The sequence below is a fragment of the Streptosporangium sp. NBC_01469 genome, from assembly GCF_036227305.1.
Taxonomy (GTDB): Bacteria; Actinomycetota; Actinomycetes; order Streptosporangiales; family Streptosporangiaceae; genus Streptosporangium.
In genome coordinates this window covers 1,694,491-1,709,200 of record NZ_CP109465.1, presented here as the reverse complement: position 1 = coordinate 1,709,200, position 14,710 = coordinate 1,694,491, and the positions used below count along the sequence as shown (strand labels likewise).

Sequence of the window (14,710 nt, the reverse complement as noted above, 5' to 3'; positions counted from 1 at the left end):
CGAACGTTCGTGCTTAGATTAAGGGCGTATCACGCTTAACGTCAAGCGGCTATTCTGAACCGAACGTTCGTACAAAGGAGGTCGAAGATGCCGGGAAGGCCGCGGGACGAGCGAGCACGCAACGTGATCCTGCGCCGGGCGGCGGACATCGCTTCTCAGGACGGGCTGGAAGGGCTGTCGATCGGTCGACTGGCCACCGATCTCGGCATGAGCAAGAGCGGCCTGTTCGGCTACTTCGGTTCCAAGGAAGAGCTTCAGCTCGCCACGATCCGCACCGCGACGGGCGTGTACGTCGACGAGGTCGTCCAGCCCGCATTGACCGTGCCGCCGGGCCTGGGGCGGGTGCGCCGACTGTGCGAGAACTGGTTGGGCTACTCGCAGCGGCGGGTCTTTCCGGGCGGCTGCTTCTTCTTCGCCGTCACCGCGGAGTTCGATGCCCGGCCGGGCCGTGTGCGGAATGCCATCGCCGAGGCCGGCCTCGAATGGGCCCGCTTCGTGGCACGCGCCATCGACGATGCCCGCCAGCTCGGCGAGATCGCCGACGACACGGACGCCGATCAGCTCGCTTTCGAGCTGATCGCTTTCCTGGAGGCCGCCAACGTCACCTCCTTGCTGCACGACGACGCGAACGCCTATGAGCGGGCCAGAACCGCCATCCGCAAACACCTCGACACCGCGATGATCGGCCCATGAAGACTCCGGAGTCCTGGCTCGGCGAACCGCCCCGGCTTAGATGGGGACCTTGGTCTCCACAAGACCAGGGGCACACCAGTTTGACGTCGCGGGCGTTGACCAGCTGCACGTTCAGGCCCCGGGCTTCCAGCACGTAGTACCAGATCCGCCAGTAGTCGCCCGTCGATTCGACAGTGACCTTCTCCACGCCCACCTCGGCCAGCCGGTCACCGAGTTCGGTGACCGCGTTCATGGTGGCCTCCACGTCCCACACCTTGGTTATCCGGCGCCCGGACGTGGATGGGTGCGGCATCCGGGTGCATACCGTGCCGAACGCCTTGGCCACATCGATCGCCGCGACCCGGCCGATGAGGTGTTCATGCTCCTCATCTGGAACCTCCACGGGCTCTCTCATCGCCACTGGTGATCGCTCCTTACCGGATCGAGGGGTGGGTGGCGGGCTGCTCGGGGGCCTCGGTCGGGAGCCGAACATTCTGACCGGCGTGCTCAAAGCAACAGTGCGTGACCCATGAAGGTCGGGCCCCAGCGCCAGACTGAGTGACGGGATCCAGGTGTCCCACGTTAGTACCGGCGTCGGCGAGCAACCCGCCCCCATTTTCGCGCCTGTGTGGCGTCCGTGAAAGGTCAGGAAGACTGAGTGACAACGACCCCGGACAATGCTGGACGTCGGTGGATCACCGTGGACCGTATGCGCAGGTGGGAGCGGGTATAGCCCATGGTCCTGCCCCCACCCGCCTTGCCTGGTAAGGAAGAGGTCCCAGGTTCAAGTCCTGGTAGCCCCACATAGTTTCACCAGCTCAGCGGCCAGATCCGGAGATCACGGATCTGGCCTTTTGATCGTTTGTTAGCCGTTCGTTAGCGGGATCACCCCTGATCAGGTGACAGAGATCAGTCCACATCGACAGCAGGTGGGATGCCGCTGGAGACCTTCACCTCACAGCTTGAACATCACTTTTTAAGTTGCCAGTGACGCTTCACGCCATCGCTCACCTTCCTGTAAGACTCCAGCACTCGATGAGTGGTGTAGGCCTCGTGCAGCTCGATGCCGATGAACTGCCGTCCGAGTTGCCGCGCGGCAAGAGCCGTTGTTGCCGCTCCGGAGAACGGATCGAGGAGTGGCCGCCTGAGGAGATGGCCGACTTCATCGCCAGCGGCCACCACCCGGCCTGGCTGGCCCTGATGGCCAAGAACCTTGCCAAAGGTGGCGCGGGCGGGACGGGTGCGGAAGACTGCCTCGATGGCTGCTGAGTACGCCCAGAGTGACCGGTTCCGTGGTGCCCGCATCCACCTGTGCGACCTTGCCGGTCTCGAGATCCGCGATTGCGAGGTCAGCGGTCTGAAGATCGTCGACTGCTATGGGAGCGACGTCTACCTCGGTGGCGACTTCGAGCGTCTCGTCGTCAACGACGTCGACGTGACCGCCTACGTCGAGGCCGAGCTCGACCGGCGGCACCCCACGCGGGTGCTGGCGCGTGACGCCGCGTCCCCCGACGACTATCGGGCTGCTTGGGATGCCATCGAGACGCTGTGGGCGGCGACACTCCACCGCGCCAGGCTGTTGCCCGAGGCCAAGCTGCACGAGCAGGTCAACGGCGAGTGGTCGTTGGTCGAGACCCAACGGCACCTGCTGTTCGCCGGCGATGCCTGGCTCGGCAATGCCGTGCTGGAGGAGGAAGCGCCGTACCACCCGTTGGGCTTCCCTTACGGCGGGATGCCGCCCGACGCGACGGCGAAGCTCGGTCTCACCCTCGAAGCCACCCCGACGCTCGGCGAGGTGCTCGCGCCACGGCTCGCCCGCATGGCCACGATGCGGCGTGTCGTCGACGGGCTCACCGAGGCCGAGCTCGATCGGGTATGCGGTCGCAGGCCGGCGGACCCGTATCCCGACCAGGAGTACGTCGTGCGCCGCTGCCTCAAGGTGGTGCTGAAGGAAGAGGCCGAGCATCACCGTTATGCGGTGCGCGACCTCGCCGTGCTCGAGGCCGGTGCCTGAACTGGCGCCGACCCGGCCGGAAATGACCTCCAGCCGCATTGCGTGCTGCTAGGGCCTGTATGGACTTCAGATCTTCAGGTGGGTTGAAGGCTTCGAATCCACAAGATGGCTCCGCGTAGATGAAGGCCCGCGAGGTAGCTTTCGGGGGTCTTGTCGAAGCGGAAGGCCAGCCCGCGCCACTCTTTGATCCGGTTTATGCACCGCTCAGCCGTTTTGCGCTGCCGGTAGAGCTCTGCATCATGGCTGACCGGGCGGCCACTACGGCATCGTCCCGTCGTACACGAGCCTCAAACAGGCGGAAGTCGACGAGCAGCCTGAACCCGTCGTGCTCCACGAGATAACCACTGCAGGCCTGGCCCGCTCCCGGCCACGCACCGCATCCGCCAAGGACTGTCAGCAGCATCCATGAACCCTGACGGCCGCTTCGCCGACCGTGATGCGTCCGTGGGAGTGCCGACGAGGAACTCCGGTCGCGTACGGCTCGGACCGGCCGAAGTCGAGCAGGACGGAGACATCCTCGGCCCCTCCCAGTGACTTACAAGTGGGTTTGCAGAGGCTCTTGGTTTGATCCTGGAACACACAGCGATGGAAGGGGATTCAATGAGAACTCTTGTCAGGCGTACGGTCGCCCTCGCCGCCACCACCACCGCGGCGCTGATGATCGTCGGTTTTGCGACCGCGGGCGCCGCCCAGGCCCAGCCGCGCGACCTCAAGTGGTACCCGTGCGTCATCGACGGCAAGCCGATGATGTGCTCCGACGGTCCTTTCTAGCACCCACCGGGACGGCCGCCGAAGTGGCAGGGCGAGCGTCCGGCCATGTTTGGAAGCTGAAAAGGCGCCCCAATCACCCCTGACGAAGCCCCGCTCCTCGCACAGAGGAGACGGGGCTTCGGCGTGCGCCGCCGCCTTGGTTTCGGTCTTGGTCTTGCCGTCGGCCTTCTTGACGATGCGCTTTCCGGCGGGGGTGTAGCCGACGGTCACCGAGGCGATCCAGCGTTCGCGGGTCTCGTCCCAGTGCAGGCCGCCGTCTCCCCGGCTGCGCCGTGTGGTCATGATGCCTCGCTTCCTGTCCGAGAAGTGCCACGTAGTCGGGGATTGGCTCAGAGTTTCTTTTCTGGTTTTTTTCGAGCCGGGCGTGCGGCCCTGGCGGCCGGCCCGGCCCGCTGGCCGGGACGGCAGGGCGTAAGCTCGCCGCTCGCCGCACCCGCCGACCCGAAGGCACCCGCCCCTGGTACGCGCTGCCACCTGCCGCTGCGACCGTCGGCCCAACCGCTTCGTGGCCTCTTTCGGGGTGCCTTCGGCATTGCGCCGGCCGTCTCCGCTCTCGCTGAACAGTTTTCAGGGTTGCGGGCCGTGACTCCCCCGCCCCGCTACCGGAGTGTTCGTGTCCCTCGGCCGGGACACACAATCTGGCAGCTATCGGGGGCGGGGGAGGAATGCCGGGCCGGTCGAAAACCGACAAACTGGATGCGGTGTGGCTGGCCAAGCTCACCGAGAAAGGTCTGGTCCGGCCCTCGTTCGTGCCCCCCAAAGAGATCCGGACGCTGCGTGACTACACGCGGATGCGCAGCGACCTGACCGTCGAGCGGACCCGATACTGGCTACGGATGGAAAAGCTGCTGGAAGACTCCCTGATCAAGGTGACGGCGGTGTCCAGCAGACTGACCACCGCCTCCATCCGGGACATGATCGAGGCGCTCATCGCGGGAGAACGCGATCCACGGGTGCTGGCCGAGTTGGCCCGCGGCAGGATGCGCGCCAAGATTCCCGCGCTGCTCGAGGCGCTCACCGGTCGGTTCGACGATCACCACGCCGAGCTCGCGGCGATGCTGCTGGCCCAGATCGACGGCCTGGAGACCCAGATCACCAAGCTCACCACGCGAATCGAGCAGCTGTTAGAGGATCTACCCGCCGCCCAGGCGCAGCGTGAGCCAGACAACAGCGACGTTCACGCAAGCCCCGATGACCATCTCGAGGGTGCCGCGATCAGCCGGCGGGCGCTATCGGCAGTCGAACGACTTGACGACATCCCCGGCATCAGCCCGGCAGTCGCCCACGTCATCCTGGCGGAGGTGGGCCTGGACATGAAGCGGTTCCCCACCGCGGGTCATCTGGTCTCCTGGGCGAAACTGTCCCCGCGAACGATCCAGTCCGGCGCCAAGAGTCCCACCGGCGGCCGGACCGGCAAGGGCAACCCCTACCTCAAAGGAGTCCTCGGCCAAGCCGCCGCCGTGGCCTCGCGCACCGACAGCTTCCTCGGCGAACGCTACCGGCGCATCGTCAAACGCCGCGGCAAGCTCAAAGCCCTGGTCGCCATCGCCCGATCGATCCTGGTCATCATCTGGCACCTGCTGGCCGACCCCACTACCCGCTACTTCGATTTAGGAGCCGACTACCACGCCAACCGCGTGGATAAGGACAAGAAGATCCGAACCCATGTCCGGCAGCTCGAAGCACTCGGTCTGACCGTCACCCTGACCTCCGCCGCCTGACTCATACCGCTCTCAGCAAACCCCGAACCGATGACCACCGGCCGGGGTCCGCTGCCGCCTGCCTGGCTGAGGTGGATTATTTTCCGGTCAGTTGGTCACTCAGCTTGAGATTTAATCTCCGCACCGGCCGCTTTGATGGACCTGGCATAGTGGGCCTGTGCGGGCAGAGGTGAAGAACTGGCCTGAGCCGGTCTCAATGTGCTGGAACCACTGGATCGCGGTCCCGACCGGTGACCAGGCAGGCGTAATGGAAGTCTTGGGCTTGTCCTCGCCCAGGCCGATCACGTTCACCGAAGCCCAAGAAGTGATCGACGCCGATGCACACGGCGACCCGGATGATCGCCATCACCTGTCGCGAGTCTTTGTCACCCCCGAAGTAGACAGCTGGACCCTGGTCATCGGGGCCTGGTGCGATCCTTGCGACAGCGAGCGTCACGAGGATGTGCTCAGGTTGTGCAAGGCGCTCAGTGCCCGCTACGGAGGGGCCCAGGCCTACTATTACGGCGAGCAAGGAGACGGCTCGGCATGGCTGGTGGCCGAGCACGGCAGCGTCGTACGCCGGTACGCGGCAACCGGCGAGCTGGATGACGAACTGCTCACCCTCGGCGATCCGCTGCCCCAGGAACAGGCACGACGCTTGGAACTAGGGCTTCCGGCCGACGGAGACCTGCAAACCGCAAGCAGTGAACAGATCGAGGAGTGGACATGGGCCGCCTTCCACCTGGCCCCTGAGATCGCCGCCGCGTACGGCGTCAGCCCGTTCACCTTGACGCGCGAGACAAAGGTCCGGGGAACCGGCGTGCTCGCGCTGACGCCGGATGCAGCCAGCCACGGGGTCTAAGGCACGAGAGGTTAGGGAACACTGCCCAGTCACCCCACGGTGGTACCGGTGTTCCGGAACCCTATCTCCGCTCTCGTGCTGGATCTTCTTCCGCCCTTGACGAGTGCAGAGACGACTTTGGCTGCCTGAGAGAGGTTAAATCTCAAGCTCAGGACATCCCGATTCAGCCGATGTACAGTGAGGCCGCCCCGTCGAGAAAGTGCCCGATCCGGAGTCGCTGGGTGTCGTGCATCAACAACTTGTCGATCTCTTCCCTGCTGACCCAGCGGACGTCGGTCGACTCGTCGCTGATCGCGAGCGCTCCGCCCACGACACGGGCCGTCAGGCAGACGTTGAACTGGCGGCGTACCTCTCCGTCGCTGTAGGCGATGATGTGCCGGGCGTCGGTGTAGAGGCCGACCATCCCGGTCACCTCGACGTCGTAGCCGGTCTCCTCCTTCACCTCCCGTACGGCTGCCTGCGGCACCGACTCGGTGAGATCCATCCCGCCTCCGGGTAGCGCCCACAGCCCGTTGTCGGTACGCCTTTGCATAAGGATGCGTCCCCGGTCGTCGACGACCACGGCGGACACCCCCACGACCAGGCTGTTCGGCCCGGGGGCGTCGGGATCGTCGTAGTACTCGGTGCGGGCCACTTACCGCTCCTCGCCGGGTAGTCGGGACTGTTTCCACACGGCTTCGAACCCGGGGACCCAGGCGTCGAACAGTTCTTTTCGTGAGAATCAGCCCCCGCTTGTGCGGTCGGCAGCTGTAAGAGCCTCCTGCAAGGTGGCGGCCTGAGGTGACTCTCTCCGCCGGAGAAGGGCCGCGACAGCGACCAGTTCCCTGCGGGCATGGCGGTTCAGTTCGACAGCGTCAGCCACGACGGGCAGGCTCACCTGCACGGCCGCCGCCGCGTCTCCGGCTTCGGCGTGGGCCTTGGCCAGGCATGAGCCGTACCAGGCACGATCCCGCTTGTAGCTCTCCGGCAGGCCGGACAGCCCGTCCGTCAGCAGGTCGATCGCCTTGGGCCAGTTCGCAAGGTGCAGTTCGGTCATGCCGCGCTGGAGGCGGAACCACGTCTCGTCGTAGAAGTACATCCACACCGGCTCGTCGTCGGTGTGCTCGGCGGCCTGGCGGATCAGGGCCTCGGCCTCGTCCAACAGCGTGCGGGCGGGCCTGGCGTCGCCTGCGAGCGCGTGACCTCGGGCGGCCATCTGCGCGGCCATTCCCCGCACACCCGGTGTCACTCGGCCGTCGTGCCAGCGGGCCGCGTCGGCGAGCCGGACACACCTGCGGGCATTGCCCGCACTCCATGCCTGGTGAGCCTTCATGCTGAGCGTGGTCATGGCCATGTTCACGTCGTCGATCTCCAACGCCCAGTCGTGCGCGCGGTCGTACCAGGCGAGCGCGGCGGCCTGGTCGTCGACGTCCAGCGACATCCACGCGACGAACTGGGCGTACTGCGCGGCCAGGTCCACCACCGTGTCGGCCAGCGATCCGCGGACGCCCTGGGCAAGCTCGACCACCACGCCGAGCTGTTGCCGCACGATGCCGAGCAACGGACGCGAGCCGATGGTGTCTTCGACCTTGCGGTGTTCGGCAAGACAGGTCGCCAGCCAGTCCACGGTGCGCTGATCCACCCGGCTGGGCTGCTGGACGCTGCGGGCGATCCGCTCGAACAGATCGGCGTCGGGTGCGACGGTCGGCAGGGGCAGCGCGGGCACCGGGAGGCTGGGGCGCTCGGCGAGGTCGAACAGGTCGGCCTCGGTGCTCCGCAGTGCGCGGGCGTACAGCAGGCGGTAGCGCTCGCTGGGGTAGTGGTCGCCGCGTTCCCATCCCCGGATGGTCCGCGTGAGGTCGTCGATGCTGGGCAGTTTGCCGCGCTGTTCTCCGGCGGCTTCCTTGAGCCGACGTGCCATGTCCGCCACGGTGCCGACCTTGGCCTTGCGCTCATCGCGCAGCCGTACGGCCCACTCGGGGGGCGTTCCTGGGGTGCCCATCGTTCACCTCCGGATATTCGCGGATACAGCCGTATCCCTGACTGTCTCCCATTGTCATCGTGCCCTGCCGGAGCGCGGCGGCTTAGCTGAACGTGATGATTACTTCACGGGTTCCGACGGCTGAGGATCCGGCTCTGCGCTCGATGCAACAACTTCACGCGGAGCTTGAGAGTCTCGGCATCATCTCCGACGTCCACCATGGTCACGGCGCGGCCCTGCTGAGTGTGTGGGTGGACCTGCTCGTCTGGTCCGACGGCTTCCACTTCAGGTGGTGGAACGGCGAGCACTCCGCGCGTACAGGCCGCAGGAAGTACGCGGCACATCCAGCAGAGAATCCGGCAACGGCGGCTCGCCGGATCGCCACTCGCTACGCCGATCTCCGCACAACGCACCCCGAGCCCCCGCTGAGAGCGCTGAGCGCAGAAGCGGCACCGTTGTGATGGTGCTGGAGACCTGCGTGAGCCCGCACCTGGGCATGCCACAACGCGATCATGTCCGACTCGACTGGCACACACCCGACCGGGTCCTGGAGCGGGTGCGGCCGGTGGCGTGGACGTGCGGGTGCCGGGCCACGGTGTACGAGCTGTTCCAGGGCGGCGGGCAGGGATTCATCCGGCGCACCCTTCAACTCGACGACGGCCACCGGGTGGACGAGAGCCACCGCTGGTCGATCGCCAAAGCTCGGGCGACCTGGATGGCACTGCTGTCCGGGAAAGCCCGGTAGAGACGGGCGTGGCGGCGTGTGCTTCGGAGGGACGGCGTCGCCACGCCTACCAGGGGCCACCATGCAGGCTTCTGGCCCATTCCCCCGCCGCCAGACCCAGCGCATCAGACCGGGACGTGTCTGCCCCCGGAGCCGAACTGAACCGTTGGATCTTCGAACTCGGCAGTGTCTCGACAACCATGCGCGAAGCTCGGGGGCGTGGGGGCCTGGCCCCCACACCGGGGGGTTCGGGGGGTCGTCCCCCCGTGTGAACGACGAAGGAGACCTATGGAAGCGGCAAAGCCGCGACCATAGATCTCCTATCTCCAAAGTGGGGCTACCAGGACTTGAACCTGGGACCTCTTCCTTATCAGGGAAGCGCTCTAACCGTCTGAGCTATAGCCCCTCATCACACAGACGAACGGTCTCGCACCCGCTTGGCGGAGGCGAACCCGTTCGCTCGAACAGGGAAAAGCTTACCCTGTTTCGGTACCTGCTCGCGCCATGTCCCCGCCCTCGAAAGAGGACGGGGGCACGCGACGGGCCGGCTACTCGGCCTCGCTGAAGGTGACCTCCACGCCGCCGACCAGGTCGGAGGCGACGTTGTAGATCACAGCGCCGAGGGTGGAGAGGGCGGTGATCAGCACGACGTTCACCGCGCCGATCAGGGCGGTGTAGCCCAGGATGCGGACCGGCTCGAACCAGGAGGCGATGTCGACACCGCTGGTGGCCTTGCCGTCGGCCGTCGTCAGCTGGGTGACCGTCTGGATGATGTTCTCGAACACCCCGAGGCCGGACAGCACCATGTAGAGCACCGCGACCGCGATGAACAGCACCACGAAGCAGACCAGGGACACGACGAAGCTGAACTTCATGGCCGACCACGGCTCGACCCTGCGCAGCACCAGGTGCGCCTTGCGGGGCGACCTGGGACCGCCGACGTCGGCGGCCTTCCTGCCGGGCCCGTCCGACGGGGCCTGGGGCGACGACAGGCTGCCGGGCGACCACGGGGCGCGGTTGTTCTGCTGCCCGGCCGGAGGACGACCCGGCCCCCCCGGCGGGGGCGAGGACGGCGGGGGCGGTACGGGCGACTGCAGCGGTGGCGGTGGCGCGGAGGGTGGTGGAGATCCGCTTGGACGGATCCGCACCGTGGTGTCGGCCTGCTTGCCGTCCTCTGTCGTCACTTTTTTCCTGCCCTTGCGATCGTCGGATACCGATTCATCGGTTTCCGGCGCGGGCGCGCTACCGTTAACCGGTGACGAGGCCGCCTCGACGTCCTTCGTTCCAGCGGTCTTGTCCATCTTCTCCGTCGCCTGATCGCGTGTCGATGAGGAAGCGGGGCGCGATCCCGGTTTGCCCTGAGCGCTCACGGATTCTCCCCTTCCCCGTTCTCATCGGTCTCCACGTGCACCTCGGCGTCTTCCCCGGTCCCCACGTGCTCACCGGTCTCCAACGCCTCCGCATTGCGGGCCAGAGCCACGACGCTGTCCCCCTCCGCCAGATTCATCAGCCGAACCCCCATCGTCTGGCGGCCAGACTGCTTGATCTCCCCGGCACTCGTCCGGATAACCCCTCCGGCGGACGTGATCGCGAAAACCTCGTCCTCGGGCCTGACCATGACCGCGCCAACCAGCTTGCCACGCGCGCTAACGATCTTGGCGGTCAGGACTCCCTTTCCGCCCCTTCCCTGGAGAGGGTACTGATCCACAGGGGTGCGTTTGGCGTATCCGCCCTCGGTCGCGATGAGCACGTTGTCGCCGTCGGCGATCCGGTTCATCGCCAGCAGCTCGTCCCCGTCGAGGAAGCGCATGCCGATCACGCCGCTGGTCGCCCTGCCCATCGGGCGCATGGCCTCGTCGGAGGCCGTGAAGCGGATGGACTGGGCGCCGCGCGAGACGAGGAGGAGGTCGTCGTCCTCCGACACCAGCCTGGCAGCGATCACCTCATCATCTTCGCGCAAATTGATCGCGATGAGACCGCCCGTGCGCGGCGAGTCGTACTCGGAGAGGCGCGTCTTCTTCACCAGGCCGCTGCGGGTGGCCAGCACGAGGTACGGGGCGACCTCGTAGTCACGCAGGTCAAGAACCTCCATGACGACCTCGTCCGGCTGCATGGCCAGCAGGTTCGCCAGGTGCTGCCCGCGCGCGTCGCGGCCGGAGTCGGGCAGCTCGTACGCCTTGACCCGGTAGACGCGGCCCTTGTTCGTGAAGAACAGCAGCCAGTGGTGGGTCGTGGTGACGAAGAAGTGGTCGACGATGTCGTCCTGGCGCAGCTGCGCGCCCCGCACGCCCTTGCCGCCGCGCTTCTGCGCCCGGTAAAGATCTGTGTTGGTTCGCTTGGCGTAGCCGCCGCGGGTGATCGTGACGACCATGTCCTCCTCGGCCAGGAGGTCCTCGATCGACATGTCGCCCTCGTAGGCGATGATCTCGGTCTTGCGCTCGTCGCCGTACCGCGCCGTGAGCTCCGAGAGCTCGTCCTGGACGATCGTGCGCTGCCGCTCGGGCGAGGCGAGGATCGCCTGGTACTCGGTGATCTGCGTCATCAGCGAGTCGTGCTCGTCGGTGATCTGCTGGCGCTCCAGGGCGGCCAGCTTGCGCAGCTGCATGTCGAGGATGGCCTGCGCCTGGATCTCGTCGATCTCCAGCAGCGTCATCAGGCCGCCCTGCGCCGCGGACGCCGAGGGCGATCGCCGGATCAGGGCGATGACCTCGTCCATCCGCTCCAGGGCCTTGAGCAGCGCGCGCAGGATGTGCGCCCGCTCCTCGGCCTTGCGCAGCAGGTATCGGGTCCTGCGGACCACGACCTCGATCTGGTGCGCCACGTAGTGGCGGACGAACTGGTCGAGCCTGAGCGTGCGCGGCACGCCGTCGACCAGGGCGAGCATGTTGGCGCCGAAGGTGGTCTGCAGCTGGGTGTGCTTGAAGAGGTTGTTCAGCACGACCTTGGCGACCGCGTCGCGCTTGAGCACGATCACCAGGCGCTGGCCCACGCGCGAGGAGCTCTCGTCGCGGACATCGGCGATGCCGGTGATCCGGCCGTCCTTGACCGCCTCGGCGATGGTCAGCGCGAGGTTGTCCGGGTTGACCTGGTAGGGAAGCTCGGTGACGACCAGGCACTGGCGGCCCTTGGCGTCCTCCTCGACCTCGACGATCGCCCGCATGGTGATCGAGCCGCGGCCGGTGCGGTACGCGTCGTCGATGCCGCGGCGGCCGACGATCAGCGCGCCGGTGGGGAAGTCTGGCCCCTTGACCCGGGCGATCAGCGCTTCGAGGAGCTCCTCGTCGTCGGCCTCGGGGTTCTGCAGGCACCAGACGATGCCGCTGGCCACCTCCCGCAGGTTGTGCGGCGGGATGTTGGTGGCCATGCCGACCGCGATGCCCGCCGCCCCGTTGACCAGCAGGTTGGGGAAGCGCGAGGGCAGGACCAGGGGCTCCTGGGAGCGCCCGTCGTAGTTGGGGACGAGATCGACGGTGTCCTTGTCGATGTCGCGCAGCATCTCCATGGCGATGGGCGCGAGCTTGCACTCGGTGTAGCGCATCGCCGCCGGCGGGTCGTTGCCCGGCGAGCCGAAGTTGCCCTGCCCGTCGACCAGCGTGTAGCGCAGCGACCAGGGCTGGGCCATCCGCACCACGGTGGCGTAGATCGACGAGTCGCCGTGCGGGTGGTAGGAGCCCATGACGTCGCCGACGACGCGGGAGCACTTGAAGTATCCGCGGTCGGGCCGGTAGCCGCCGTCGTACATGGCGTACAGCACGCGGCGGTGCACCGGTTTGAGGCCGTCACGAACGTCCGGCAGCGCACGCGAGACGATGACCGACATCGCGTAGTCCATGTAGCTGCGCTGCATCTCGGACTGGATGTCGACCGGCTCGACGCGGTCGGTCGGAGGGCCGGGCGGAGTGTTGACTTCCGTCACAGGTCAGGATCCTTTTCTGGTACGGCTACCGCTACACGTCGAGGAAACGGACATCCCGGGCGTTCCTAATGATGAAGGAACGGCGGGCTTCGACGTCCTCACCCATGAGCACGCTGAACAGCTCGTCGGCCTGGGCCGCGTCGTCAAGGGTGACCTGGAGGAGAAGGCGGGTGTCGGGGTTCATGGTCGTGTCCCAGAGCTGGTTGGCGTTCATCTCGCCCAGTCCCTTGAAGCGCTGCACGTTGTCGCGCGGCCGGGGGTCGGGCTTGCCCGCGTCGATGCCGGCCTGGATGACCACGTCGCGCTCGCGGTCGGAGTAGGCGTAGGAGGCGTCCTCGCCCTTCCGGTCCCACTTGATCTTGTAGAGGGGCGGCTGGGAGAGGTAGACGTGCCCTGCCTCGATCAGCGGCCGCATGAAGCGGAACAGCAGGGTCAGCAGCAGCGTCGTGATGTGCTGGCCGTCGACGTCGGCGTCCGCCATCAGGATGAGCTTGTGGTAGCGGAGCTTGGCGATGTCGAACTCGTCGTGCACGCCCGTGCCCATGGCGGTGATCAGCGCCTGGACCTCGTTGTTCTGCAGGACCTTGTCGATCCGGGCTTTCTCGACGTTGAGGATCTTGCCGCGGATCGGGAGGATCGCCTGGAACTTGGAGTCGCGGCCGCCCTTGGCGGAGCCGCCCGCCGAGTCACCCTCGACGATGTACAGCTCGCACTTCTCCGGGTCGCTCCACTGGCAGTCGGCCAGCTTGCCCGGCAGCCCGGAGCCCGACTCCAGCAGCGACTTGCGCCGGGTCAGGTCGCGGGCCTGGCGGGCCGCGAGGCGGGCGCGGGAGGCCTGCAGGGACTTCGTGATGATGTCCTTGGCCTCGCCGGGGTTGCGCTCGAACCAGTCGCGCAGGTGGTCGTTGCAGGCCTTCTGGACGAACGACTTCGCCTCGGTGTTGCCCAGTTTGGTCTTGGTCTGGCCCTCGAACTGCGGGTCGGCCAGCTTCACCGAGATGATCGCGGTGAGACCCTCGCGGATGTCCTCTCCGGCGAGGTTGTCGTCCTTGCCCTCCTTGAGGAACTTCTGCTCGCGCGCGTAGCGGTTGACGATGGACGTCAGCGCCGCGCGGAAGCCCTCCTCGTGGGTGCCGCCCTCGGCGGTGTTGATCGTGTTGGCGAAGGTGTAGACCGACTCGCTGTACGAGTTGTTCCACTGCATCGCGATCTCGACGGCGATGCCCTCGCCCTGCTCCTCGAAGTCGATCACCGAGAGGTGGGCGGGCTCCTTCTTGGAGTTGAGGTGCTGGACGAAGTCGGACAGGCCGCCCTCGTAGTGGTAGGTGACCTCTTTGGGCTCGTCCTCGTCGACGAAGTCGGGGCGCTCGTCCCTGATGGAGATCGTCAGGCCCTTGTTGAGGAAGGCCATCTCCTGGAAGCGGCGCGCGAGGGTCTCGAAGTGCCAGGTCGTGGTCTCGAAGATGGTCTCGTCGGCCCAGAAGGTGATCGAGGTGCCGGTCTCGTCGGTCTTCTCCCCCTTCGCGAGCGGGGCGGTGGGCCTGGTGTCCACATAACTCTGCCGCCAGAGGTGGCCGTCGGTGCGGATCTCCACGTCGAGCTTGCTGGACAGCGCGTTGACGACGGAGACGCCCACGCCGTGCAGACCGCCGGAGACCGCGTACGACTTGTCGTCGAACTTGCCTCCCGCGTGCAGCACGGTCAGGACGACCTCGACCGCGGGACGGTTCTCGCCGGGGACGTTTCCGACGGGGATGCCGCGGCCGTTGTCGACGACCCGCACGCCGTTGTCGGCGAGCAGGGTGACCTCGATCCGGTCGGCGTGTCCGGCCAGGGCCTCGTCGACGGAGTTGTCGACGACCTCGTAGACGAGGTGGTGGAGACCGCGCTCGCCGGTGGAGCCGATGTACATGCCGGGGCGCTTACGGACCGCCTCGAGCCCTTCGAGAACGGTGATTGAGCTAGCGTCGTAGGACAAGTGCGAAATCCTCCTGCCGCGGACACGCGGCAGGGAGACAACATGTAGCCCCGCCGTGCCCGTCACCGTCGTGAATGCCCCGATGCGTTCACCCAGGGGAGCCGGCATGCTCG

The 14,710-nt window shown here is 66.7% G+C and carries 13 protein-coding genes, 1 tRNA gene and 1 pseudogene; 6 read left to right on the top strand and 9 right to left on the bottom strand.

Going from position 1 to position 14,710, the window contains the following annotated elements; translation table 11 throughout:
* Positions 1-87 precede the first annotated feature (87 nt).
* Positions 88-693 carry a TetR/AcrR family transcriptional regulator gene (locus tag OG587_RS07605; RefSeq protein WP_329088156.1) on the top strand — a complete coding sequence of 202 codons (606 nt, stop codon included), beginning with the start codon at positions 88-90 and terminating at the stop codon, positions 691-693.
* A 948-nt stretch (positions 694-1,641) separates the two neighbouring features.
* Here OG587_RS07605 and OG587_RS47075 read toward each other — a convergent pair.
* Positions 1,642-1,977, bottom strand: coding sequence for a DNA methyltransferase (locus OG587_RS47075; protein WP_443075503.1), 336 nt, complete (start codon positions 1,975-1,977; stop codon positions 1,642-1,644).
* On the opposite strand from OG587_RS47075, the gene OG587_RS07595 reads away from it, so the two are divergent.
* On the top strand, positions 1,931-2,686 hold the full coding sequence (locus OG587_RS07595; protein ID WP_329088152.1) for a DinB family protein: 756 nt from the start codon (positions 1,931-1,933) through the stop codon (positions 2,684-2,686). The genes OG587_RS47075 and OG587_RS07595 overlap by 47 nt on opposite strands.
* A gap of 74 nt (positions 2,687-2,760) precedes the next feature.
* On the opposite strand, the pseudogene OG587_RS07590 reads toward OG587_RS07595, so the two are convergent.
* Positions 2,761-2,949: pseudogene (locus OG587_RS07590) on the bottom strand (IS5-like element ISDge16 family transposase); the annotation flags it as partial.
* A gap of 334 nt (positions 2,950-3,283) precedes the next feature.
* Positions 3,284-3,739, bottom strand: a complete 456-nt coding sequence (locus tag OG587_RS07585) for a hypothetical protein (protein ID WP_329088149.1) — start codon at positions 3,737-3,739, stop codon at positions 3,284-3,286.
* A gap of 383 nt (positions 3,740-4,122) precedes the next feature.
* Between OG587_RS07585 and OG587_RS07580 the strand changes: the two genes are divergently transcribed.
* Positions 4,123-5,178 carry an IS110 family transposase gene (locus OG587_RS07580; protein ID WP_329088147.1) on the top strand — a complete coding sequence of 352 codons (1,056 nt, stop codon included), beginning with the start codon at positions 4,123-4,125 and terminating at the stop codon, positions 5,176-5,178.
* A gap of 157 nt (positions 5,179-5,335) precedes the next feature.
* On the top strand, positions 5,336-6,019 hold the full coding sequence (locus OG587_RS07575; protein ID WP_329088145.1) for a hypothetical protein: 684 nt from the start codon (positions 5,336-5,338) through the stop codon (positions 6,017-6,019).
* Between the two features lie 163 nt (positions 6,020-6,182).
* Here the strand turns inward: OG587_RS07575 and OG587_RS07570 are convergent, their stop codons facing one another.
* Both OG587_RS07570 and OG587_RS07565 read right to left on the bottom strand, forming a co-directional pair.
* Entirely contained in the window at positions 6,183-6,653 is a 471-nt protein-coding gene (locus tag OG587_RS07570) for an NUDIX hydrolase (RefSeq protein ID WP_329088143.1), read from the bottom strand.
* Positions 6,654-6,740: 87 nt separating this feature from the next.
* Positions 6,741-8,000: an XRE family transcriptional regulator gene (locus OG587_RS07565; protein WP_329088141.1), complete on the bottom strand. Its 1,260-nt coding sequence runs from the start codon at positions 7,998-8,000 to the stop codon at positions 6,741-6,743.
* Between the two features lie 143 nt (positions 8,001-8,143).
* Here OG587_RS07565 and OG587_RS07560 point away from each other — a divergent pair, with 143 nt between their 5' ends.
* Both OG587_RS07560 and OG587_RS07555 read left to right on the top strand, forming a co-directional pair.
* Positions 8,144-8,440, top strand: coding sequence for a hypothetical protein (locus tag OG587_RS07560; protein WP_329088139.1), 297 nt, complete (start codon positions 8,144-8,146; stop codon positions 8,438-8,440).
* 17 nt (positions 8,441-8,457) lie between these two features.
* Positions 8,458-8,724: a hypothetical protein gene (locus OG587_RS07555; protein WP_329088136.1), complete on the top strand. Its 267-nt coding sequence runs from the start codon at positions 8,458-8,460 to the stop codon at positions 8,722-8,724.
* A gap of 311 nt (positions 8,725-9,035) precedes the next feature.
* On the opposite strand, the gene OG587_RS07550 is transcribed toward OG587_RS07555, so the two are convergent.
* The 4 genes from OG587_RS07550 to gyrB all read right to left on the bottom strand — a co-directional run bounded on the left by OG587_RS07550 (position 9,036) and on the right by gyrB (position 14,597).
* Positions 9,036-9,109, bottom strand: a tRNA-Ile gene (locus tag OG587_RS07550).
* A gap of 142 nt (positions 9,110-9,251) precedes the next feature.
* The gene (locus OG587_RS07545) at positions 9,252-9,887 is read right to left on the bottom strand and encodes a DUF3566 domain-containing protein (protein ID WP_329088134.1); all 636 of its coding nucleotides are present in this window, start codon (positions 9,885-9,887) and stop codon (positions 9,252-9,254) included.
* Between the two features lie 182 nt (positions 9,888-10,069).
* Positions 10,070-12,619 carry a DNA gyrase subunit A gene (gene gyrA, locus OG587_RS07540; protein WP_329088131.1) on the bottom strand — a complete coding sequence of 850 codons (2,550 nt, stop codon included), beginning with the start codon at positions 12,617-12,619 and terminating at the stop codon, positions 10,070-10,072.
* Positions 12,620-12,650: 31 nt separating this feature from the next.
* Positions 12,651-14,597: a DNA topoisomerase (ATP-hydrolyzing) subunit B gene (gene gyrB, locus OG587_RS07535; protein WP_329088128.1), complete on the bottom strand. Its 1,947-nt coding sequence runs from the start codon at positions 14,595-14,597 to the stop codon at positions 12,651-12,653.
* Positions 14,598-14,710 lie beyond the last annotated feature (113 nt).

Coding starts and splice junctions, on each gene's coding strand:
- OG587_RS07605 (WP_329088156.1), top strand. CDS start 88: ATGCCGGGAAGGCCGCGGGACGAGCGAGCACGCAACGTGATCCTGCGC.
- OG587_RS07595 (WP_329088152.1), top strand. CDS start 1,931: ATGGCTGCTGAGTACGCCCAGAGTGACCGGTTCCGTGGTGCCCGCATC.
- OG587_RS47075 (WP_443075503.1), bottom strand. CDS start 1,977: ATGCGGGCACCACGGAACCGGTCACTCTGGGCGTACTCAGCAGCCATC.
- OG587_RS07585 (WP_329088149.1), bottom strand. CDS start 3,739: ATGACCACACGGCGCAGCCGGGGAGACGGCGGCCTGCACTGGGACGAG.
- OG587_RS07580 (WP_329088147.1), top strand. CDS start 4,123: ATGCCGGGCCGGTCGAAAACCGACAAACTGGATGCGGTGTGGCTGGCC.
- OG587_RS07565 (WP_329088141.1), bottom strand. CDS start 8,000: ATGGGCACCCCAGGAACGCCCCCCGAGTGGGCCGTACGGCTGCGCGAT.
- OG587_RS07560 (WP_329088139.1), top strand. CDS start 8,144: ATGCAACAACTTCACGCGGAGCTTGAGAGTCTCGGCATCATCTCCGAC.